Origin of the sequence: Actinoplanes oblitus, assembly GCF_030252345.1 — a bacterium.
In the GTDB taxonomy this organism is placed as follows: Bacteria; Actinomycetota; Actinomycetes; order Mycobacteriales; family Micromonosporaceae; genus Actinoplanes; species Actinoplanes oblitus.
In genome coordinates, this window is the sequence record NZ_CP126980.1 from 1,802,901 (window position 1) to 1,822,864 (window position 19,964).

Sequence of the window (19,964 nt, forward strand, 5' to 3'; positions counted from 1 at the left end):
AGGATGTCACAGCTGAGTCCAAACGGGTACCTGAACCGCTCGTGACCTGCGCCGATCGGGGGCATCCCGGTGCCGTTCCCGGGTCCCGTCAGTTCTCCTGCCAGTGCCGGTGATGCTGTCGCCACGCACCGGAGCTGTCCGCGTCGGTACTGGCGTCCGTCGATGGGCTGGGTGGCGCGGACGGGCCGGCCGAGACGGGCTCGCTGGGCGACGGATCGGCCGGGACCGTGGTGCTCGCCGCCGGGGACGGCGCGGTGGGGGTCGGTGCCGGCGGGGTGACGCAGTGGCACTCCGGGGTGGCGGTGGTCGTTCTCGGCCGGACCGGCGCCGGCCCGGGCGGCGCGGCCGGGTCGGTCGTACCGGGCTCCCGCGGCTGCGGCTGGGCCACCGGCCGGTGGTCCGGCATCGGCACGGTGGCGTGCGGTGGGGTGGCACGCCGGCGGGTGATCGTCCCGAGCCGGGCCGTGGGCTCCGCCGCGGGTGTCGACGACGGGTCCGCCACGGGCGCCGGGGCGGCCACCGGCTGGTCGGCGAAGGCCGAGGTCAGGCCGCGGGTGACGAGTAGGTAGGACCCGGCGGCGGCGAGCATCGCGACGAGACACAACACGGTAACCGCGACAAATCGCCGCGGCGGCTTCGCGTCCGTCTCCGCCGCCGGGGTGCGCCACTCCATCAGCGAACCGGGGAACGTGCTCAGCCCGGTCGAGGTGACGTCCGGTCCGTCGGCCGGCTCCGGCGGGCGGCGGCCCAGGTCGTATTTGACCGAGCGCCAGGCCCCGCGCAGCTCGGCACGGATCCTTGGCCACAGGCTCATCAACTGTTCTCCGATCTGGTCTGGCACGCTGTACGGCGTGAGCGAACCCGTCATCACCGAACCGGCTGGATGGATCAACCTGCCGGACGTGTCCGAGAAACTCGGCGTGTCGATCAGCAAGGTCCACCAGATGATCAAGGACGGCGAGCTGCTCGCCGTCCGCCGTGACGGCATCCGTCAGGTGCCCGAGGAGCTGGTGGCCAACGCCACCGTCCTCAAACATCTGCCCGGCGTGCTGACCGTGCTCCGCGACGCCGGGTACAACGACGAAGAGGCCGTCCGGTGGCTCTACGAGGCGGATCCCGGGGTCGGCGGCTGTGCCGCCATCGCACTCGGCGGGCCGCAGGCCCGCGAGGTCAAGCGGCGGGCGCAGGCGCTCGGTTTCTAGCCGATGCGACCTTTCTCGTACGTGCTGGTGCTGGCCGGCTGCCTGGCCGGCGCCCTGTGGCTGGAGCCGATCCTGCGGGTGAACGTGCTCCGCCGGTGGCGCCGGCTGGTGCTGACCGTGCTGCCGGTGGCGGCCGTCTTCGTCCTGTGGGACCTGGGCGCGATCGCCGCCGGGCACTGGACCTTCGACCCGGGGCAGCTCACCGGGATCTATCTGGGCGGCGGACTGCCCCTCGACGAGGTGCTGTTCTTCCTGGTCGTGCCGGTGTGCGCGATCCTCGGCTTCGAGGCGGTGCGCGCCGTGCTGCGGCGGCCGGCGGGGGACGAGGGGGAGTGAGTTACACCACCGCTGCCGTCCTGGGAGTCGCCGGGTCGCTGATCCTCGATCTGCTGATCCTCCGGACGAGGCTGGTGACCCGGCTGGTCTTCTGGGCGACCTACCCGATCATCTTCGGCTTCCAGCTGATCTCGAACGGCATCCTGACCGGGCGGAACATCGTGATCTACGCGCCGGACGCGATCATCGGCTGGCGCCTGGTCCACGCCCCGGTCGAGGATCTGCTGTTCGGCTTCGCCCTGGTGCTGAGCACCCTCGCGCTGTGGGTGGCGCTGGGCCGGCGCGGCATCCAGCGCACCCCGACGGCCGGGTCTAGACGGAACGACGGGTAGCCGCGTCCGCCAGCCGGTGCAGCACCCCGCGCGCCTCCTCCTCGATCGGCGCCCGGTCGAGGGCGGCCAGGGACCCGGCCATCAGCTCCTCGATCCGCGCCTCGGTGGCGTCCAGGGCGCCGCAGTCGCGGATCAGCGCGCGCAGCCGCTCGACCCCGGCGTCGTCCAGCCCCGGATCCCCGAGCGCGCCGTCCAGCTCGGCCCACTCCGCCTCGCCGAGCGCCCCGAACGCCGCCGCCACCAGGTACGTCCGCTTGCCCTCGCGCAGGTCGTCGCCGGCCGGCTTGCCGGTCCGCTCCGGATCGCCGAACACGCCGAGCACGTCGTCCCGCAGCTGGAACGCCTCGCCCAGCGGCAGCCCGAACGCCGAGTAGGCGGCGGCCACGTCCGGACCGGCCCCGGCCAGCGCCGCGCCGAGCAGCAGCGGACGCTCCACGGTGTACTTGGCGGACTTGTACCGGGCGACCTTCCCGGCCCGTTCCAGCGACGTGTCGGCGGTCGCCGGAGTCAGCACGTCCAGATACTGCCCGACGGTCACCTCGGTGCGCATCGCGTCGAACACCGGCCGGGCCCGGGCCAGGTCCGCCCACGGCATCCCGGAACCGTGCAGCAGCTCGTCCGACCAGACCAGGGCCAGGTCACCGAGCAGCACCGCGGCGCACTCGCCGAACCCGTCGGCGGAACCGCGCCAGCCGGCGGCGGCGTGCAGCCGCGCGAACCGGCGGTGCACCGCCGGCACCCCGCGCCGGGTGTCCGACCGGTCCATCAGGTCGTCGTGGATCAGCGCGCTGGCCTGCACCAGCTCCAGCGCGGCGAGGGCCGCCACCACCTCGTCGGTGTCGGCGCCGCCGGCGCCCCGGAACCCCCAGTAGCCGAACGCCGGCCGCAGCCGCTTCCCGCCGCCCAGCACGAACTCGCTCAGCGTGGCGGCCACCTCGGCCAGCGCCGGGTCGATCGCCAGCAGCCGGTCGCGCTGCCCGGCCAGGAACGCGGCCAGCGCCTTGTCGACACGCGGCCGCAGTCCGGCCACCTCGAGCGGGGAAGTCGTCACACCCGCGACGCTACTAGGGGCCGCCCCGCGCGCCACGCAGGGCCGCGGCGTGGCCCGGGCGGCCCCGGTTCGGGGACCTTCGCCACCGATCCGGCCCGGTAGAGTGCCCGGTGTGTCTCTCGGACTTCCCTCCAAGCTGCCCGGCACGCCGTCGATCGGCGAGCTGATCCGCGGTGCGGCGCCGACGTTCTCGTTCGAGTTCTTCCCGCCCAAGACGCCGGCCGGGGAGCAGCTGCTCTGGCAGGCGATCCGGGAGCTGGAGTCGCTGCGGCCGAGCTTCGTCTCGATCACCTACGGCGCCGGCGGCACCACCCGGGAGACCACCGTCGCGGTCACCGAGCGGGTGGCCACCGAGACCACGCTGCTGCCTCTGGCCCACCTCACCGCCGTCGACCACTCGGTCGCCGACCTGCGTAACGTGATCGGCCGGCTGGCCGGGGCCGGGATCCGTAACGTGCTGGCGCTGCGCGGCGACCCGCCGGGCGACCCGATGGGCGAGTGGGTGCGCCACCCGGAGGGCGTGGACTACGCCGCCGACCTGGTCCGGCTGATCCGGGAGTCCGGCGACTTCAGCGTCGGGGTGGCCGCCTTCCCCTACAAGCACCCCCGGTCCGCGGACGTCGAGGACGACACCCGCAACTTCGTCGGCAAGTGCCGGGCCGGCGCCGACTACGCGATCACCCAGATGTTCTTCGACGCCGACGACTACCTGCGGCTGCGCGACCGGGTGGCGGCGCAGGCGTGCGGCACGCCGATCGTGGCCGGGGTGATGCCGGTGACCCGGATGGCCACCATCGAGCGGTCCAGCCAGCTGTCCGGGGCGCCGTTCCCGCCGGCGCTGCTGCGCGAGTTCGAGCGGGTCGCCGGGGACGAGGCGGCGGTGCGCGAGCTCGGCATCGAGAAGTGTGCGGAGATGTGTGCCCGGCTGCTGGACGAGGGCGTGCCGGGCATCCACTTCATCACCATGAACCGGTCGACAGCGACCCGCGAGGTGTGGCAGCGGCTCGCCCCGCAGGACGTCGCCGCAGCGGCGTGACCTGGGACGACTACGCCACCGCCTGGTCCGGGCTGCACGGCGGGTTCGACCCGCGGCGGGCGTCGCCGATCGTGCGCGGGTGGGTGCGCACGGCGTACCGGATCGGGTCGTGGCTGAGCGGCCACCGGGTGTCGCCGATGACGGTGACCACCTTCGGTCTTCTGCTCTGCCTCGCGGTGCCGTTCGCGGCCCTGGCGAGCCCGCTGCTCGCCGCGCTGCTCGTGCTGCTGGCGGCGGTCGCGGACGGCCTCGACGGGGCGGTCGCGGTGGTCTCCGGCCGGGTGACCAAAACCGGTTTCGTGTACGACTCGGTCGCCGACCGCCTCGGCGAGGCGTCCTGGCTCGCCGCCTTCTGGCTCCTCGGCGCGCCCGGCTGGCTCGTCGTGGTGGCCGGCGCCGCGAGCTGGCTGCACGAGTACCTGCGGGCCCGGGCGACAGCCGCCGGCATGTCCGAGATTGGCGCGGTGACAGTGGCCGAGCGCCCGACCCGGGCCCTGGTCGCCGGCCTGGGCCTGGTGCCGCTCGCCGTGCTGGATCTGCCCTGGTTGCCGCCGGCGCTCTGGGCGGCCCTGCAATTCGCCGGCCTCGTGCAATTGTCGGCAGCGGTCCGCCGGGCTCTTTAATCGGTTGTCGGCCGTCGATGCCGCGCCTATTTTCTTCCTCAGCAGGACGGTCATTGACCTGCTTATTCTTGAGAAAATAGGGTTGACGGAGGTGAAACGGAATGAGCGCGGTTCTGGTGCTGAACGCCGACTGCGGACCGCTGCACCGGGTCAGCCTCCGGCACGCGATCCGGATGCTGTTCCGTCAGGTGGCGGTGGTGCACGAGGCGCAGCCGGACGCGACGATCGGGGTCTTCCAGGTGCCCACCGTGGTCCGGCTGGTGAGTTACGTGGTGACCCGCTGGCGGCGCGGTCGCGGCCCGGGCTGGTCGCGGGCCGGGGTGCTCACCCGGGACCGGAGGATCTGCGGTTACTGCGGGGAGCCGGCCACCACCATCGACCACATCCTGCCCCGGTCCCGGGGCGGTGCGAACTCGTGGCTGAACACGGTGGCCGCCTGTGGGCGGTGCAACAACCGCAAGGGTGACCGGACCCCGGCGGAGGCCCGGATGCCGCTGCGCGTCACGCCGTACGCGCCGGCCTGGGTGACCTTCGCCTGATACCGGCGGCCGGCGGGTGGACACGGGGACTCGCCGGCCGCCCTCTGCTTCGCATCTCGCCTCCCCGACCCCACCCTGTCCCCGGATCGTCCGCATACGGATGATCCGGGGATAACCTTGTCTCATGTCCGCTCCGCAACGCACCCAGCTCGACGTCAGCCGCCTGCTCAACGAGGCCGGGCACACGCTCACCAACCGCCTCGCCACCGCCCTCGCCGAGGTCGACCTGACCCCGCGCATGCAGTGCGTGCTGATCCACGCGCTGGAGGAGGAGCGGACCCAGATCCAGCTCGCCGCGCTCGCCGGCCTGGACAAGACCACCATGGTCGGCACCGTCGACGAGCTGGAGCGCCGCGGTCTGGCCGAGCGTCGCGCGTCGGTCACCGACCGGCGAGCCCGGATCATCGCGGTCACCGAGAAGGGCCGCCTCGCCGCCGAGGAGGGCCAGCGGATCGTCGACCGGGTGCACGGGGAGGCCCTCGCCGCCTTTCCGGCCGAGTCCCGCGCCGTCTTCCTCGACCTGCTCGGCACCTTGGCGAACGACGCCGCCCCCGGTCCGGCCCCGGTGCGCCGCCCTCGCGGAAAGTAATCCCCCACCGGATGCTCTCGGCCTAGATAGTCCGCTACCGGATTATCTGCTACGGTCAGGACATGAGTCCTTCCCGTGGGGCAACATTGACCGTGCTGTGCGCCGTCGCCCTGATGATCGTTCTGGACAGCACCATCGTCGCCGTGGCCATCCCCGCGATGCAGCGGGATCTCGGCTTCACCCCGGCCGGGGTGGCCTGGGTGGTCAACGCCTACCTGGTCGGCTTCGCCGGTTTCCTGCTGCTCGCCGGCCGGCTGGGTGACCTGCTCGGCGCCCGCCGGGTGTTCCTGGCCGGGCTGAGCGTCTTCACCGCGGCGAGCCTGCTCTGCGGCCTCGCGCCGAGCGCCGGCCTGCTGGTCGCCGGCCGGTTCGTCCAGGGAGTCGGCGGCGCGCTCGCCTCCGCCGTGGTGCTGGGCATGATCGTCCGGCTCTACCCGGAGCCGGGCCCGCAGGCCCGCGCCATGGGCATCTTCAGCTTCACCCAGGCCGGCGGGGCGGCGATCGGCTTCGTGGCCGGCGGCGTGCTCACCGACGTGGCCGGCTGGCCCGCCATCTTCCTGATGAACGTCCCGATCGGCGTGGCCGCCTGGCTGGCGGGCCGCCGCCTGCTGCCCGCTCCCGTCCAGCCCACTTCTACCCAGCCCGCTCCCGCCCGGCCCGGGTCTGGGCGGGCGGCGAAGGGCCGGATCGACCTGCTGGGCGCGGCGTTGATCACCGCGGGTCTGTCGCTCGGCGTCTATGCCATCGTCGCGGTCGGCGAGCCCCGCCCGCCGGCTCCGGCGTGGTCCCTCGCCGCTGGCGCGTTCCTGCTGGTCATCGCATTTTTGGTACGCCAGTCCCGCGCCACCGAGCCCCTCGTCCCGCTCCGCCTGCTCCGCCGTCCCCGGCTGCTCGCCGCGAACGCCGCCGTCGTCCTGATCATGGCGGCCGGGATGGGCTTCCAGTTCGTGAACACGCTGTTCCTCCAGCGGGTGATGGGCTTCGACACGCTCCGGACCGGCCTCGCCTTCCTGCCGACGCCGATCGTGATCGGCGTGGTCTCGCTCGTCGTGGCGGCCCGCCTGACCGCTCGATTCGGCGCCCGCCGGGTCCTGCTGGCCGGCCTCACCCTGCTCGCCGGTGGCCTGTTGCTGCTGGTCCGAGCCCCGGCCGGCGCGTCCTACCCGCTCGACGTACTGCCCGCCCTGGTCGTCATGGGTCTCGGCGTCGGGATCACTGTCCCGGCCATCATGATGCTGTCGATGGCCGACGCGTCCACCGAGGACGCGGGCCTGGTGTCCGGCATGACCAACACCGCCCAGCAGGCCGGCGGGGCCCTGGGCCTGGCAGTACTGGCCGCGGTGGCCGCCAGCCGCACCTCCACCCGGGCCGCCGCCGGAATCCCGGAGATCACCGCCCTCCGCGACGGCTACAGCCTGGCCTTCCTCACCGCCGCGGGCTTCGTTCTCGCCGCCGCCGTGATCACCTTGATCGCCTTGCGCCGCCCTGAAGTTCCCGCCCTCCCCGCTCCCGCTCCTTCCTCGGCGTCCCCGTCCAGCCCGGGCGAGGCCGTCGCCGCTTCCGCCTTCTCCTCGGTGTCTCCTGCCAGCCCGGGCGAGGCTCTTTCCGCTTCCTCTTCGACGTCCTTGTCCGGCCCGGGCGAGGCCCTTTCCGCTTCCTCTTCGACGTCCCTCTCCAGCCCGGGCGAGGCGCTCCCCGCTCCGGCTTCCGCTGTCGCCAGCGCCGTCGATGCTGGGCCGCTGTCCGGAGGGGACTCCTCCCTCCCGGAGCCGGTCACCTGCTCTGCCGAGCGCTGATCACCCCATCCGGTCGAGAGGGCCGTGAGCACCAGCCGCATAGTTCGGGCTGGTGCTCACGGCCGTCTCGATTACTCGGCGGGGCAGGCCCGGCGGCGCCGCTTCACCAGCGGCTTTCGTGAGGGCGGCCTTCCGCTCCATCGTTTCCGGTCACCCCTCCGGCCCGGAGGTGCGGCGCGAGCCGAGGCGGGGGCGGCGGGCGTGGTTGTCCGTTTCCGGCCATCCCCTCCCGTGCGAGTCGACGCGGGGGCGGCGGGCCTGGTCGTCCGTTTCCCGGCCGCCCCTCCCGCGCGAGCCGAGGCGGGGGCGGCGGGCGTGGTAGTCCGTTGCCCGGCCACCCCTCCGGCGTGGAGGTGCGGCGCGAGCCGAGGCAGGGAGCGGCGGGCGGGGCAGTCTCGGGAGTGGGGTGCGGGCGGGCGGCTGACGGCGTACCGAAAAGGGTGGGAAGCGGCCTGGAGCGGACATGGGCCGTGAGGGAGAGGCGGGCCCGGGTCAGGGGACGGGGACGGCGGGTTCAGAGGCGGCCGGCCTGGTGGGGCGCGGGGCCGGGCGGCGATTGCGGGTGCGCTCCAGGTGCCACTCGGCGATCAGCAAGGGGACGGTCCAGCCGAGCCAGGCGGCGGCAGCGGAGGCGACCCAGCTGAGCAGGCCTTCGTCGCCGTGGAACGTGGTGTCCAGCTGTGGGGACAGGGTGATCACGAAGACCGCTCCCCAGATGCGATTGGTGATGATCGAGGCGGTCAGGGCGAAACTGCGGACCATCCAGCGGCGGTGCTCGCCGAAACGGCGGCGCCGGGCGGCCCGCCAGCCGGCCGTCGTCGTGCCGAGCCAGAGCAGCGCCAGCAGTACGTCGCTGGCCCGGGTCGCCGGACCGTACGGCGTGAACGCTCCGATGGTCAGCGCACAGAGGCCGGCCGGTAGCACCCCGCCGAGCATGTAGAGCCGGCCGACGCGTCGATGCGCGACCGGATATCGCTGCCGGAACCACGGCCAGATCTGCAGCACCGCCGTGCCCAGCGCCACGCTGCCGAACAGCACGTGCGGCACGAGCAGCCAGAAGTGCGCGACGCCGAGCGACGGCGGCTGGGGCACCCGGGACCGTGCGGGGTCGAAGCTGAGGTACGGCGGGATCGAGAACGCCACGAAGATCACCACGATCGCCGCGAGCGGGACGATCCACGGGCGTCGCCACCATCGGGTCATGCCGGCTCCTTTTCTGCGTATGTCCTACGCAATTCAGCGTATGGCATACGCAGTAGTTCGGGAAGCCCCTACTATGGGCCGGTGCCGACCGAACTGCCGCGTACCCTTCAGGTCCTCTGGGGCGTCGCGGAGCGACCCACCCGTGGCCCGCAGCCGGCCCTGAGCCTGGCCCGGATCGTCGCCGCCGCGATCGAGATCGCCGACAGTGACGGGCTGGCCGCGCTCTCCATGGCCCGGCTCGCCGAGCGGCTCGGCTGCGCGCCGATGTCCCTCTACCGGCACGTCGCGAACAAGGACGAACTGCTGGTCTTCATGCAGGACGCCGCCCCCGGCGAGCCGCCCGTCCTGCCGGCGGGCTGGCGCGACGGCCTGGCCACCTGGGCGCGGGCGCTGCGCGCGGTGCTCTTCGCGCATCCGTGGATCCTGCAGGCCTCGGCCGGTCGGCCGCCGCTGGAGCCGGGTCAGTTGGCCTGGCTCGATCGTGGGCTGTCGGCGTTCCGGGATACGCCGCTCAGCCATCGGGAACGCGCCGAGACGGTGATGGCGGCGCTGTATCTGACGCGGGGAGAGGCGCAGATCAGCGCGGTTCTGCTGGGTGGCACGCCGGATGTGACTGCGGACTATGGCGCGTTGCTCGATCGGTTCGTGACTGCGGATCGTTTTCCGGCCCTGGCCGAGGCGGTGGCCGACGGCGTCTTCCGGGTCGACGAGCCGGAGTCCTTCGAGATCGCCCTGGCCCGCCTGTTGGATGGCGTCGAGCAGCTGATCGCTACCAAGGGCTGACGCTCCTGTCGGGTGTCGTCTGCGCAGGGGCCCGCTGGATTTCACTGCTCTCGCAGGTGCTGCCTCGGCCGCGCCCAGCGCGTCTCCGCTCTTTTGGCGCTGCATTTGTCAACTTCTTGTTGACACTAGCTAGAGTGGGAGAGTGGCCGATCTTTCCGAACTCCGTGGCATCCGCGCGCGGCGTGCCCAGCTGGACGCCGAGGAACTGGCGCTGATCGACAAGGCCCGGCGTGACGGCGTCACCTGGCCGGCGATCGCCGAGGCGCTCGGCCTCGCCAGCCGCCAAGCGGCAGAGCAGCGCCGGCACCGCTTGGCCGAGGCCGCCGAGCGCGAGTCGCGGCCGTCTCGGCGCCAGCTCGATTCGGGGTACGGCGAAAGCCCCTCCCATCTCAGGGAATCCGTCACCGAGCTGTACCGCAGGATCGGCGCCGACCGTCGCTGGGATGCCCGTTTCCCCCGTGCCGCCCTGGTCCGCGAGACCCTGTCGGCCGCACCGGACGCCGCGCCCGGCGCCCTCTACGACCTGGTCGCCCAGGCGCTGGCGGACCTCACCGCCCCCGGTGTCCCGCGCTTCCCGGCTCCGCTCCGGGCCGCCCTCGACCGTTTGGAGGCGAGCTTCACGGCCGCAGCCCCCGGTTGACATCCCGACACTCAACTCCACAGGATGTGAGTCTGGCTGGCTCAACCCTGGAGTGATCCATGCGCCGGAACGCCCTCCTGTTCGTGCTGATCTCCGTTTGCTCCGGCTTCGGGAGTTACGCCCTGGCCCTGGCGGCCGGCCTCTGGATCCTCGACCTCACCGGTTCCCCAGGCCTCGCCGCGCTGGCCGGCATCGGCACCTACGCACCCACCCTCGCCGCCCCCTGGCTCGGCGCCGTAGTCGACCGCTTCCCCGGGCGCCCGCTGCTGATCACGGTGGACATGCTGGTCGGGGCCGCGATCCTGGCCCTGCTGGTGGTCCGCTCCGCAGGCTGGATCTACCCGGTCCTGCTGATGCGCGGCCTCAGTTACGTCCTTCTCGACGCCGGCGAGTCCGCCCTGCTCCCGGCCGCCTTGCCTGCCGTGCTGCTCGGCCACGTGAATGGCTGGCGGTCCAGCGCCCAGGAGGGCATGAAGCTCTTGGCTCCGTTGACCGGCGCGGCCCTCTACGCCTGGCGCGGCCCGCACGCCGTGATCCTGCTCTGCGCGGTCCTTCCGCTGCTCACCGCCGCCCTGTACACCATGGTCCGACTTCCCGCTGCCGGGCGCTCGCCCAGCTCCGGTGTGGACGCTCCCGCATGGCCTCCGGCTGCTTCTGCCCCAGCCGACGTGCAGCGGCATCCGAGGCCGAGCCACAACGAGGACGCGTTGGTCGTGACGCAGGTTGGTGAGGGCTCGGGCGCCGTGCCTCGAAGTGATGAGAGTGCGGTGGCCGGAGTTCGCAGTGGTGACGGTGCGGTGGCTGGAGCTTGGAGTGATGAGGGTGCGGTGGCTGGGGCTTGCAGTGGTGAGGGTGCGCTAGCCGGGGGCCAGAGTGGTGAAGGTGGGGTGGCCGGGGCTCGGAGCGGTGAAGGTGCGCTGACCGGGGGCCAGAGCGGTCAAGGTGGGGTGGCTGGAGCTTGGAGCGGTGAAGGTGCCGCGGCTCGGGGCGGTGTAAGCCCGGAGAGCCCGGACCGCAACGGCGGGCGTTCGGTGGGGTTGGGTTGGGGCAGCGTCCGGGCCGGGGTTGAGGCGCTGTGGCGGGAGCCGGTGCGGACGCCGGTGGTGGTGGCGGCCGTGGCGATCGCGGTCTCTGGGCTGACCAACGCCGCGGTGTTGTCGCATCTCGTGGAGGGCTTGCATCGGCCGTCGACCCAGCTCGGCATTCTGTCCAGTGTTCAGGGTGCTGGCTCGATCGTCGGTGGATTCCTGGTCGGCCGGCTGCTCGCGCGCCTGCGAGCGGCTCGGGTCGCCGCGCTCGGGGCGGGGCTGTTCGCCGTCGCCTGTGTGGCGTGGTCGCTGCCGTGGTGGCCGGCGATGCTGACCGGCAGCGCGCTGACCGGCCTGGGACTGCCCTGGACCCTGATCGCCGGGATCACCGCGATCCAGACAGGAACCCCCGATCACCTGCTGGGCCGGGCGGCCGCCACCGGCAACATGGTCATGTTCGGCCCGATCACGCTGGCCATCCCGCTGGGCTCAGCCCTGTCCCAGCTCGGCTCCCGGCCGCCGCTCCTCCTGGGAGCTGGCGTAGTCCTGGCCGCGTCCCTGGTAGCCACCCACCGGACCCGATCCGCTGTCCCGCCAGCGGTTTCGACATGGCAATAGGGCGAAGACGGCGATCCGGGCAATGGCCTGGCGGGGATGGGCTGGCCCTGGTGGCGACCGGTAGAGGCGGAGAGAGGCTGGCGGAGGTGGGGTGACCGGCTGACGTCGGCGGGCACGGTGGGCCTCCCGGAGGTGAGGCGGATCTGAGGAAAGGCAGGGCGGCGGAATCTCGCGAGGTGGGGGCGGATCCGGCGGGGAGGATCCGGCGGGGAGGGGTGGCCTCGGCGCGGCCTCGGAGGAAGGCGGATCTGGCGGGGAAGGGCGGGCCCGGGATGGTGGCTGGGTCGTGCGGATGGCGCCTCAGTGGCCGATCAGTTTGAGGTAGTCGGTGATGTCCTGGGGGTCCTGGGTGGCGCAGCCGACGTAGTTGTCGGGGCGGATCGCGAGCAGGGTGGGCTCGTGGATGTCGTAGGCCGACCAGGCTGAGGTTTCGCTGGGCGGGAGCTGCTCGGCACGGACGTTGGGTGGCAGGGCCGGCAGGGTGCCGTCGAAGCCGAAGGCGAGCAGGGTGGCGTGGCCGCCGCGGAGCAGGTCGAAGATGCGCCGGCCGCCGGTGAGTGACGCGTCCGGTGCGCGGTCGCCGGCCCGCACCAGGCCGGGAGTCGTGCGGTGCTCGGCGGCCAGCGGGCCACCGCGATAGTTGAGCGAGAGCTGGCGCAGGATCGGATCGTCGCGGCGCATGGCGTCATCGGCGTTGTCGACGTGGCGGCGGTGCAGGTCGGTGCTGATGCCGAGCACGTCGGCGGTGACCGGGAGGCGCTCCGCCTCATAGGTGTCCAGCAGGGTGTCGTCGCCGGTGGCCAGTTTCCACCCCAGGTTGTAACCGTCCTGGATGCCGGTGTTGAGGCCCTGGCCGCCGGCGGGGGAGTGGACGTGCGCGGCATCGCCGGCCAGGAACACGTTGCCCACCCGGAAGCGGGAGGCCATCCGGATGTTGGCCCGCCACTGCGAGGTCCACCCGATCTCGGAGATGGTGATCGTGGGGTCGACCGAGGCGACGAGCTGCTCGATCGGGGTGTCAGTGGGCGGGGCGGTGAGCTGCCACCAGTCGCCGCCGGGCAGTGGGCACAGGCCCAGCCGGAACGCGGGCTCACCCGGCCAGATGTGCCAGGACGAACGGTCCAGCCCGGACAGTCGCACGTCGGCGATCAGCAGCCGCTCCTCCTCGTGGGTGGAGCCGAGGAACTCGACGCCGAGCGCTCGGCGGACAGTGCTGCGGCCGCCGTCGGCGCCCACCACATAACGAGCGGTGAGCGTCTCGCCGGTGTCGAGGGCGACCCGGACGCCGCCGGAGTCCTGCTCCAGGGCCTCGACGCCGACGCCGAACTCCACCGGGACGCCCTCGGCGAGCAGCTCGGAGGTCCGCCACTGGGGAACCATGAACAGATTCGGATAAGGGACCGCGTCGGTCGGATCGTGCAACTCGTCCATCCGCCACGCCGTGGTCCGGCCGTCGGGGCGGTGCACCAGCATCTCCGGATAGTCGTCGCCGGCCGCCCGGAAGCGGTCGATCAGCCCGAGGTCGTCGAGCACTTCGAGGGTCCGCGGCTGCAGCCCCTTGCCCCGGGACCCGGTGAAGGGCTGTGCCGATCTCTCGAGGATGCGGAAAGGCGCACCCAGCCGCTGCAGCTGGCGGGCCACGGTGAGGCCGGTCGGACCGGCGCCGACGATTATGGTGAATTCTGATTCACTGAACATGGATTCACCGTAGGCCGCTGATACGCTCCGGTCAAGAGGGCGGAATTCCGGATGGTGGTGACCGCGCGGTGGCGACCGGGCAGGCGCAGGACGAGCTGAGCGAGCAGCCAAGCGAGCGGGCGCGGGGCGGACGGGCGACTGAGCAGCGACGCGGCGGGCAGACGCGCAGCGGACCAGCGGCCGAGCAGACGCGCAGCGGACCGGCGGCCGAGCAGACGCGCAGCGGACCGGCGGCCGAGCAGACCCGGAGCGGACCAGCGGTCGAGCAGAGCCGCGGCGGGCAGGCCGACTGGGCCTGGCCCGGCGTCACCCCGGCGACCACCGGCAAGCAGCCCGGCTTGCGCAAACAGCAGGCGGCGCAGACCGAGGCCGAGCTGAAGGCCGCAGCGATCCGGGTCTTCGACCGGGTCGGCTATCTGAACGCCAAGATCACCGATATCACCGCCGAGGCGGGCCGGGCCACCGGGTCGTTCTACAAGCACTTCGCCGGCAAGGAGGCGCTGCTGGCGGCCCTGCTCGCGGACCTGCTGGCCGAGGGCGACGCCAGCGCCGAGTTGCCCGGGCACGGTACCGACTTCCGCGATCGTGACGCGGTCCGGTTCCACGTGGCGGCGTTCTGGGGCTTCTACCGGCGGCATCGCGTGATCATGGTGGCTCTGCAGCAGGCCGCCCTGGTGGACGAGGCGTTCGCCGAGCGCAGCCGCGACATGCTGGCCCCCGACCTCGGGCACATCGCGGATCATCTGGCCGGCCTGGACCTGCCCGGCGATCCGCTGGTCAGCGCCTCGCTCTTCGGCGCGACGGTCAGCTCCTTCGCCGCGACCTGGCTCACCGCCGCGACCCGACCCGCCCTCGGCCGCGAACTCACCGACGACGAGGCCATCGAGACCCTGACCACGTTCCTGCACCGCGGCTTCGGCGCCTGAGCGCCGGCGAAGCACATCGATAGCGCGAGAGCGGGGTTTTGACCCGGGTTGGCGGATCGCAACCACCCGCGGACGTCGCCCTTGCGGGCCGGGCGTTCGGGACGCGCCAGCGTCCTGCCCGGCCCGGAAGGGTCCCTGGCGGGAGCGACGATCAGTGATCAGCGCGGATCCGAGTCAGCAATCTCTTGATCGTGAAGTTGATCCGGGAGCCGGGCCGAAAGCAAGAAGGCCGGAAATGCCAAACGCCCGGCACGCCATTGTGCCGGGCATCTGGAGTCTCGTCCCGGCGGCGGGACACCACGTCGTGTCCCGCCGCCGGACGCGTCACCGCTTGGCGACGGCCTTGCGGTAGTCGCTGTTGAGGCGGCCGATCAGGCTCAGCGGGATGCCCTTCGGGCAGACCTCGGTGCACTCGCCCATGTTGGTGCAGCCACCGAAGCCGGCGTCGTCCTGTGCCTGCAGCATGTCGATCACCCGGCTGTCGCGCTCGGGCTGGCCCTGCGGCATCAGGCCGAGGTGGGTGATCTTCGCGGCGGTGAACAGCATCGACGAGCCGTTGGGGCAGGCGGCGACGCAGGCGCCGCAGCCGATGCAGGTGGCCGCCTCGAACGCGGCGTCGGCGTCCTTCTTCGGCACCGGCGTGGCGTGGGCGTCCGGCGCGGTGCCGGTCGGGGCGCTGATGTAACCGCCCGCCTGAATGATCTTGTCGAAGGCGGTCCGGTCGACGACCAGGTCCTTGATCACCGGGAAGGCGGCGGCACGCCACGGCTCGACGTCGATCACGTCGCCGTCCTTGAAGTGCCGCATGTGCAGCTGGCAGGTGGTGGTGGCCTTCTCCGGGCCGTGCGCCACGCCGTTGATGACCATGCTGCACGCGCCGCAGATGCCCTCGCGGCAGTCGTGATCGAACGCGATCGGGTCGTCACCCGCGAGGATCAGCGTCTCGTTGAGCACGTCGATCATCTCGAGGAACGACGCGTCCGGGGAGATCCCCTTCACGTCGTAGGTGACCATCTTCCCGGAGGAGGAGGGGCCGGACTGACGCCACACCCTGACCTTGATGTCCATTACTTGTAACTCCGCGTGCTCGGGTGGACGTACTCGAAAACGAGTTCTTCCTTGTGCAGGGTCGGCTTGCCGTCGGCGCCGAAGTACTCCCACGCCGCGGCGTAGCCGAACTCGTCGTCGTGGCGCAGCGCCTCGCCGTCCGGGGTCTGCGACTCGGCCCGGAAGTGACCGCCGCAGGACTCCCGCCGGTGCAGCGCGTCGATGCACATCAGCTCACCGAGCTCGATGAAGTCGGCGACCCGGCCGGCCTTCTCCAGGTTCTGGTTGAGCTCCTCGCCCTTGCCGGGAACCTTGACCCGGGCCCAGAACTCCTCCTTGAGTGCCCGGATCAGGCCGATCGCCTTGGTCAGGCCCTCCTCGGTGCGCTCCATGCCGCAGTACTCCCACATGATGTGGCCGAGCTCGCGGTGGAACGAGTCGACGGTCCGGTCGCCGTCGATGGACAGGAACTTCTCGATCCGGTCCTCGACCTGCTTGCGGGCCTCGACGACCTCGGCGTCGGCCGCCGAGACCTTCTTGAACGGGCCGGCCGCCAGGTAGTTGTTGATCGTGTTCGGCAGCACGAAGTAGCCGTCGGCCAGGCCCTGCATCAGCGCGGACGCGCCGAGGCGGTTGGCGCCGTGGTCGGAGAAGTTCGCCTCGCCCACCACGAACAGGCCGGGGATGGTGGACTGCAGGTCGTAGTCGACCCAGAGGCCACCCATCGTGTAGTGCACGGCCGGGTAGATGCGCATCGGCGTCTCGTACGGGTCCTCGCCGGTGATGCGCTGGTACATCTCGAAGAGGTTGCCGTACTTCGCCTCGACGGCCTTGCGGCCCAGCCGGCTGATCGCGTCCGCGAAGTCCAGGTAGACGCCGAGACCGCCGGGGCCGACGCCGCGGCCCTCGTCGCAGACGTTCTTGGCGGCCCGGGACGCGATGTCGCGGGGCACCAGGTTGCCGAACGCCGGGTAGATGCGCTCCAGGTAGTAGTCGCGCTCGTCCTCCGGGATGTCCGCCGGGCGGCGGGTGTCCTTCTGCGCCTTCGGCACCCAGACCCGGCCGTCGTTGCGCAGCGACTCGGACATCAGGGTCAGCTTCGACTGGTGCGAGCCGGACTCCGGGATGCAGGTCGGGTGGATCTGCGTGTAGCAGGGGTTCGCGAACAGCGCGCCCTTGCGGTGCGCCCGCCACGACGCCGTGACGTTGCAGCCCTTGGCGTTGGTGGAGAGGAAGAAGACGTTGCCGTACCCGCCGGAGGCGAGCACCACGGCGTCCGCGAACTCGGTGCTGATCTCGCCGGTGACCATGTCCCGCACGACGATGCCGCGGGCCTTGCCGTCCACGATGATCAGCTCGAGCATCTCGTGCCGGGCGTTCATCTCGACGTTGCCGAGGCCGATCTGCCGCTCCAGGGCCTGGTAGGCGCCGAGCAGCAGCTGCTGGCCCGTCTGGCCCCGGGCGTAGAAGGTCCGGGACACCTGGGTGCCGCCGAACGAGCGGTTGTCGAGCAGGCCGCCGTACTCGCGGGCGAACGGGACGCCCTGCGCCACGGCCTGGTCGATGATGTTCACCGACTCCTGGGCCAGCCGGTACACGTTGGACTCGCGGGCGCGGAAGTCGCCGCCCTTGACCGTGTCGTAGAAGAGCCGGTAGACGGAGTCACCGTCGTTGCGGTAGTTCTTCGCGGCGTTGATACCGCCCTGCGCGGCGATCGAGTGCGCGCGCCGCGGGCTGTCCTGGTAGCAGTACGACTTGACGCGGTAACCCTGCTCGGCGAGCGTCGCGGCCGCGGAGCCGCCGGCCAGGCCGGTGCCCACCACGATGACCGTCATCTTGCGGCGGTTCGCCGGGTTGACCAGCTTGGCGGCGAACTTGCGGCGCTCCCAGCGGGTCTCGATCGGGCCGTCCGGGGCGGCCTTGTCGACGACCGGGTCGCCCTCTTTCCAGAAATCCGTCTCAGTCATCTCAGTCCACCAATCCGGTCAGTACCGCGAACGGCACCGAGAGGTACCCCACGACCAGCACGAGCGACAGCGCGATCGCGATGTACTTCGCGCGGCGCTGGCCCTTCATGGTCTGCTGGCCCAGCGTCCGGGCCGCGCTGAAGATGCCGTGCGCCAGGTGGAACCCGACGGCCACGATCGCCAGCGTGTAGAAGGCCGTCACGTACCAGCGCTCGGGCGCGAAGTCGGCGACCACGTTGGCGTACGGGTGGGCCTTGTCCGCGTGGGGGTTCAGGTTCCCCGTGGTCAGGTCCAGGATGTGGTAAATGATGAAGAGCAGGACGATCACGCCACCCCAGCGCATGGTGCGGGCGGCGTAACTGCCCTGGACCTTGGGCCGGTGCGCGTACTTGACCGGGCGGGCCTTGCGGGCCCGGACGGTCAGCACGGCCGCGGTGTAGATGTGCGCGAGCACCGCGACGGTCAGCACGGTGCGCTGGATCCAGAGGTACCAGGTGTCCGGCAGCAGGGGCGTGCCGATCGACCGCAGCCAGTGCGCGTAGTGGTCGAAGTCGGTGGCACCCAAGAAGATCTTGAGGTTGCCGGCCATGTGCGCGAAAAGGAAGAGCACCAGCAGGATGCCGCTGACGGCCATGATGATCTTCAGGGTGACCGACGAGGGCCGGACCACCTTGCGCGGGGTGGGCGTTGCCGTCGCCCCCGCCGCGTTCTTGGTCTTGGGAATTGGAGTGTCTACCGCCACAACCTGGACGGTAGAAAGTCCCGAGTCATTCGTCTAATGCATGATCGGGCGGGTACTCATAGCGATAAGCTATTACGGTGCAGCTGCAACAACTCAGGTACTTCCTAGCAGTGGTAGAAACCCGGCATTTCACCCAAGCGGCGGACATTCTGGGGGTTTCGCAGCCTACGTTGAGTAAGCAGATTCACACCCTCGAAGCGTCCCTGGGCGCCCCCCTCTTCGAGCGGATGCGCGGCGCGGTGACCCTCACCGTGGCCGGCGAGACCCTGCTGCCGATGGCCCAGCGGATCGTCGCGGACGCGGACGCGGCCCGCGAGGCGGTGCAGGACATCGTCGGCCTGCGCCGCGGCGAGGTTCGCCTGGGCGCCACCCCGAGCCTCTGCTCCTCGCTGGTCCCGGCCGTGCTGCGCACCTTCCGGGCCGACCATCCGGGGGTGACCCTGCACGTCAGCGAGGGCAGCTCGCAGGACCTGAACGCCGGCCTGCTGGCGCACACCCTGGACCTGGCCCTGATCGTGGCGCCCGAGCAGGGCATCGACCCGGCGCTGGACGCCACCGAGGTGCTCCGGGAGAGCCTGGTGGTGGCCTCGGTCGCGGACGGGCCGCCGCCGACGGTGGGGCGGCAGCTCGAACTCGCCGAGCTGCGGCACACCCCGATGGTGATGTTCCGGGAGGGCTACGACATCCGCGAGGTCACCCTGCACGCCTGCGAGCGGGCCGGCTTCACCCCGAAGTTCGCCGTCGAGGGCGGCGAGATGGACGCGGTGCTGGCCTTCGTCGAGGCCGGGCTCGGGGTGGCCCTGGTGCCCAGCATGGTCCTGGCGAACCGGCCGCTGCTGCGCGCCACGCCGCTGGCGCCGCCCGGCATGCGCCGGACCATCGCGCTGGCCCAGCGCCGGGCCGCGGTGCTGCCGCACGCGGCCGCCGCGCTGCGCGATGTGGTGCTGGAGCACATCGCCTCGGGTCGCCTTCCGTACGGCGTACGCGCCCTCTGATCCACCGTCCACTTCGGGTAGTCAACTGTCTACGCTCCGCTTAGAGTCCTCGGTGTGTGGCATGGCGAGTTCCGTGACCCCCGGCTGGTCGAGGTCTACGACGCCGAGTGTCCCTGGGGCTGGGACGACGACTTCTTCATGGCCGTGCTCGCCGAGCGGTCCGCGCATCGGGTGGTCGACCTCGGCTGCGGCACCGGCCGGCTCGCCATCGCCATGGCCGGCGCGGGTCACCAGGTCACCGGCGTCGACCCGGCGGCCGCCGCGCTCGCCGCGGCCCGGCGCAAGGAGGGCGGCAACCGGGTCCGGTGGCTGTGCGGCTCGGTCGAGCAGCTGCCCGCCCGGTCCTACGACGCCGCGTTCATGACCAGCCACGTGGCGCAGTCCTTCGTGGACGACGAGGAGTGGGACGCGGTGCTGCGCGGGCTGCGCCGGGCGCTCGTCCCGGAGGGGCGGCTGATCTTCGACAGTCAGGACCCGGCCGAGCGGCCGTGGGAGCTGTGGAACCCGGACGACTCGTGGCGCACCGTGGTGCTCGGCGACGGCACCGTGGTGGAGGCGTGGAGCGAGGCCGAGGAGACCGCCGAGGGCATCGTGCACGTCACGCAGCGCTACCGGTTCCCCGACGGGCGGAGCCTGGCCGACTCGGCAACGCTGCGTTTCCGTACCGAGCCGGAGCTGCGGGACTCGCTGCGCGAGGCGGGCTTCCGGGTGGACCGGATCTACGGCGGCTGGGGACGCGAACCGGTCGGGCTCAGCGGCGACGGCGAGTTCATCGTGATCGCCGTCGCGACGCCCCGGCTGATGTCGTAGCGG

At 71.8% G+C, this 19,964-nt stretch carries 21 protein-coding genes; 14 read left to right on the forward strand and 7 right to left on the reverse strand.

Translation table 11 applies throughout. The annotated features are described in order from the left end of the window. Positions 1-88: 88 nt before the first annotated feature. Positions 89-814 carry a hypothetical protein gene (locus tag Actob_RS08315; RefSeq protein ID WP_284919479.1) on the reverse strand — a complete coding sequence of 242 codons (726 nt, stop codon included), beginning with the start codon at positions 812-814 and terminating at the stop codon, positions 89-91. A 37-nt stretch (positions 815-851) separates the two neighbouring features. Between Actob_RS08315 and Actob_RS08320 the strand changes: the two genes are divergently transcribed. Genes Actob_RS08320 through Actob_RS08330 form a run of 3 tightly spaced genes read left to right on the forward strand, consistent with a single transcriptional unit; the run spans position 852 to position 1,870 of the window. Then, on the forward strand, positions 852-1,202 hold the full coding sequence (locus tag Actob_RS08320; RefSeq protein WP_284919480.1) for an Rv2175c family DNA-binding protein: 351 nt from the start codon (positions 852-854) through the stop codon (positions 1,200-1,202). Between the two features lie 3 nt (positions 1,203-1,205). After that, positions 1,206-1,538: a lycopene cyclase domain-containing protein gene (locus Actob_RS08325; RefSeq protein ID WP_284919481.1), complete on the forward strand. Its 333-nt coding sequence runs from the start codon at positions 1,206-1,208 to the stop codon at positions 1,536-1,538. Continuing rightward, the gene (locus Actob_RS08330) at positions 1,535-1,870 is read left to right on the forward strand and encodes a lycopene cyclase domain-containing protein (protein ID WP_284919482.1); all 336 of its coding nucleotides are present in this window, start codon (positions 1,535-1,537) and stop codon (positions 1,868-1,870) included. Before Actob_RS08325 ends, Actob_RS08330 begins: the two co-directional genes overlap by 4 nt. On the opposite strand, the gene Actob_RS08335 is transcribed toward Actob_RS08330, so the two are convergent. Continuing rightward, positions 1,851-2,921, reverse strand: a complete 1,071-nt coding sequence (locus Actob_RS08335; protein ID WP_284919483.1) for a polyprenyl synthetase family protein — start codon at positions 2,919-2,921, stop codon at positions 1,851-1,853. The two genes, Actob_RS08330 and Actob_RS08335, sit on opposite strands and share 20 nt — an antisense overlap. 112 nt (positions 2,922-3,033) lie before the next feature. Between Actob_RS08335 and metF the strand changes: the two genes are divergently transcribed. The 5 genes from metF to Actob_RS08360 all read left to right on the forward strand — a co-directional run bounded on the left by metF (position 3,034) and on the right by Actob_RS08360 (position 7,504). Further along, entirely contained in the window at positions 3,034-3,957 is a 924-nt protein-coding gene (gene metF, locus Actob_RS08340; protein ID WP_284919484.1) for a methylenetetrahydrofolate reductase [NAD(P)H], read from the forward strand. Next, entirely contained in the window at positions 3,954-4,580 is a 627-nt protein-coding gene (locus tag Actob_RS08345; RefSeq protein ID WP_284919485.1) for a CDP-alcohol phosphatidyltransferase family protein, read from the forward strand. The genes metF and Actob_RS08345 overlap by 4 nt, the downstream gene beginning before the upstream one ends. Before the next feature lie 101 nt (positions 4,581-4,681). Continuing rightward, positions 4,682-5,119, forward strand: a complete 438-nt coding sequence (locus tag Actob_RS08350) for an HNH endonuclease (protein WP_284919486.1) — start codon at positions 4,682-4,684, stop codon at positions 5,117-5,119. Positions 5,120-5,243: 124 nt separating this feature from the next. Next, entirely contained in the window at positions 5,244-5,708 is a 465-nt protein-coding gene (locus tag Actob_RS08355; protein ID WP_284919487.1) for a MarR family winged helix-turn-helix transcriptional regulator, read from the forward strand. Between the two features lie 62 nt (positions 5,709-5,770). Beyond that, entirely contained in the window at positions 5,771-7,504 is a 1,734-nt protein-coding gene (locus Actob_RS08360) for an MFS transporter (RefSeq protein WP_284919488.1), read from the forward strand. Positions 7,505-7,996: 492 nt separating this feature from the next. Here Actob_RS08360 and Actob_RS08365 read toward each other — a convergent pair whose 3' ends face one another. After that, positions 7,997-8,707 carry a DUF2306 domain-containing protein gene (locus Actob_RS08365; protein ID WP_284919489.1) on the reverse strand — a complete coding sequence of 237 codons (711 nt, stop codon included), beginning with the start codon at positions 8,705-8,707 and terminating at the stop codon, positions 7,997-7,999. Between the two features lie 81 nt (positions 8,708-8,788). Here Actob_RS08365 and Actob_RS08370 point away from each other — a divergent pair, with 81 nt between their 5' ends. The 3 genes from Actob_RS08370 to Actob_RS08380 all read left to right on the forward strand — a co-directional run bounded on the left by Actob_RS08370 (position 8,789) and on the right by Actob_RS08380 (position 11,776). Further along, complete coding sequence (locus Actob_RS08370; RefSeq protein ID WP_284919490.1) at positions 8,789-9,490, forward strand: TetR/AcrR family transcriptional regulator; 702 nt, start codon at positions 8,789-8,791, stop codon at positions 9,488-9,490. 142 nt (positions 9,491-9,632) lie between these two features. Then, positions 9,633-10,130 carry a hypothetical protein gene (locus Actob_RS08375; RefSeq protein ID WP_284919491.1) on the forward strand — a complete coding sequence of 166 codons (498 nt, stop codon included), beginning with the start codon at positions 9,633-9,635 and terminating at the stop codon, positions 10,128-10,130. Positions 10,131-10,189: 59 nt separating this feature from the next. After that, positions 10,190-11,776 carry an MFS transporter gene (locus tag Actob_RS08380; RefSeq protein ID WP_284919492.1) on the forward strand — a complete coding sequence of 529 codons (1,587 nt, stop codon included), beginning with the start codon at positions 10,190-10,192 and terminating at the stop codon, positions 11,774-11,776. Between the two features lie 300 nt (positions 11,777-12,076). Here the strand turns inward: Actob_RS08380 and Actob_RS08385 are convergent, their stop codons facing one another. Next, positions 12,077-13,474 (reverse strand): FAD-dependent monooxygenase, encoded by a 1,398-nt coding sequence (locus tag Actob_RS08385; RefSeq protein WP_284919493.1) that lies wholly within the window; start codon positions 13,472-13,474, stop codon positions 12,077-12,079. A 68-nt stretch (positions 13,475-13,542) separates the two neighbouring features. Between Actob_RS08385 and Actob_RS08390 the strand changes: the two genes are divergently transcribed. Then, positions 13,543-14,400, forward strand: coding sequence for a TetR/AcrR family transcriptional regulator (locus tag Actob_RS08390; RefSeq protein ID WP_284919494.1), 858 nt, complete (start codon positions 13,543-13,545; stop codon positions 14,398-14,400). Between the two features lie 324 nt (positions 14,401-14,724). Here Actob_RS08390 and Actob_RS08395 read toward each other — a convergent pair whose 3' ends face one another. The 3 genes from Actob_RS08395 to Actob_RS08405 are packed head-to-tail and all read right to left on the reverse strand — an operon-like array spanning position 14,725 to position 18,048. Then, positions 14,725-15,468, reverse strand: coding sequence for a succinate dehydrogenase/fumarate reductase iron-sulfur subunit (locus Actob_RS08395; protein WP_284919495.1), 744 nt, complete (start codon positions 15,466-15,468; stop codon positions 14,725-14,727). After that, positions 15,468-17,414, reverse strand: a complete 1,947-nt coding sequence (locus Actob_RS08400; RefSeq protein WP_284919496.1) for a fumarate reductase/succinate dehydrogenase flavoprotein subunit — start codon at positions 17,412-17,414, stop codon at positions 15,468-15,470. The genes Actob_RS08395 and Actob_RS08400 overlap by 1 nt, the downstream gene beginning before the upstream one ends. A 1-nt stretch (position 17,415) precedes the next feature. Next, positions 17,416-18,048: a succinate dehydrogenase cytochrome b subunit gene (locus Actob_RS08405; RefSeq protein WP_284922266.1), complete on the reverse strand. Its 633-nt coding sequence runs from the start codon at positions 18,046-18,048 to the stop codon at positions 17,416-17,418. Between the two features lie 179 nt (positions 18,049-18,227). Between Actob_RS08405 and Actob_RS08410 the strand changes: the two genes are divergently transcribed. Continuing rightward, positions 18,228-19,151, forward strand: a complete 924-nt coding sequence (locus tag Actob_RS08410; RefSeq protein WP_284922267.1) for a LysR family transcriptional regulator — start codon at positions 18,228-18,230, stop codon at positions 19,149-19,151. Positions 19,152-19,205: 54 nt separating this feature from the next. Beyond that, positions 19,206-19,961, forward strand: coding sequence for a class I SAM-dependent methyltransferase (locus Actob_RS08415; protein ID WP_284919497.1), 756 nt, complete (start codon positions 19,206-19,208; stop codon positions 19,959-19,961). Positions 19,962-19,964: the final 3 nt, after the last annotated feature.

Coding starts and splice junctions, on each gene's coding strand:
- Actob_RS08315 (WP_284919479.1), bottom strand. CDS start 814: ATGAGCCTGTGGCCAAGGATCCGTGCCGAGCTGCGCGGGGCCTGGCGC.
- Actob_RS08325 (WP_284919481.1), top strand. CDS start 1,206: ATGCGACCTTTCTCGTACGTGCTGGTGCTGGCCGGCTGCCTGGCCGGC.
- Actob_RS08350 (WP_284919486.1), top strand. CDS start 4,682: ATGAGCGCGGTTCTGGTGCTGAACGCCGACTGCGGACCGCTGCACCGG.
- Actob_RS08355 (WP_284919487.1), top strand. CDS start 5,244: ATGTCCGCTCCGCAACGCACCCAGCTCGACGTCAGCCGCCTGCTCAAC.
- Actob_RS08360 (WP_284919488.1), top strand. CDS start 5,771: ATGAGTCCTTCCCGTGGGGCAACATTGACCGTGCTGTGCGCCGTCGCC.
- Actob_RS08365 (WP_284919489.1), bottom strand. CDS start 8,707: ATGACCCGATGGTGGCGACGCCCGTGGATCGTCCCGCTCGCGGCGATC.
- Actob_RS08380 (WP_284919492.1), top strand. CDS start 10,190: ATGCGCCGGAACGCCCTCCTGTTCGTGCTGATCTCCGTTTGCTCCGGC.
- Actob_RS08385 (WP_284919493.1), bottom strand. CDS start 13,474: ATGTTCAGTGAATCAGAATTCACCATAATCGTCGGCGCCGGTCCGACC.
- Actob_RS08395 (WP_284919495.1), bottom strand. CDS start 15,468: ATGGACATCAAGGTCAGGGTGTGGCGTCAGTCCGGCCCCTCCTCCTCC.
- Actob_RS08400 (WP_284919496.1), bottom strand. CDS start 17,414: ATGACTGAGACGGATTTCTGGAAAGAGGGCGACCCGGTCGTCGACAAG.
- Actob_RS08405 (WP_284922266.1), bottom strand. CDS start 18,048: ATGGCCGTCAGCGGCATCCTGCTGGTGCTCTTCCTTTTCGCGCACATG.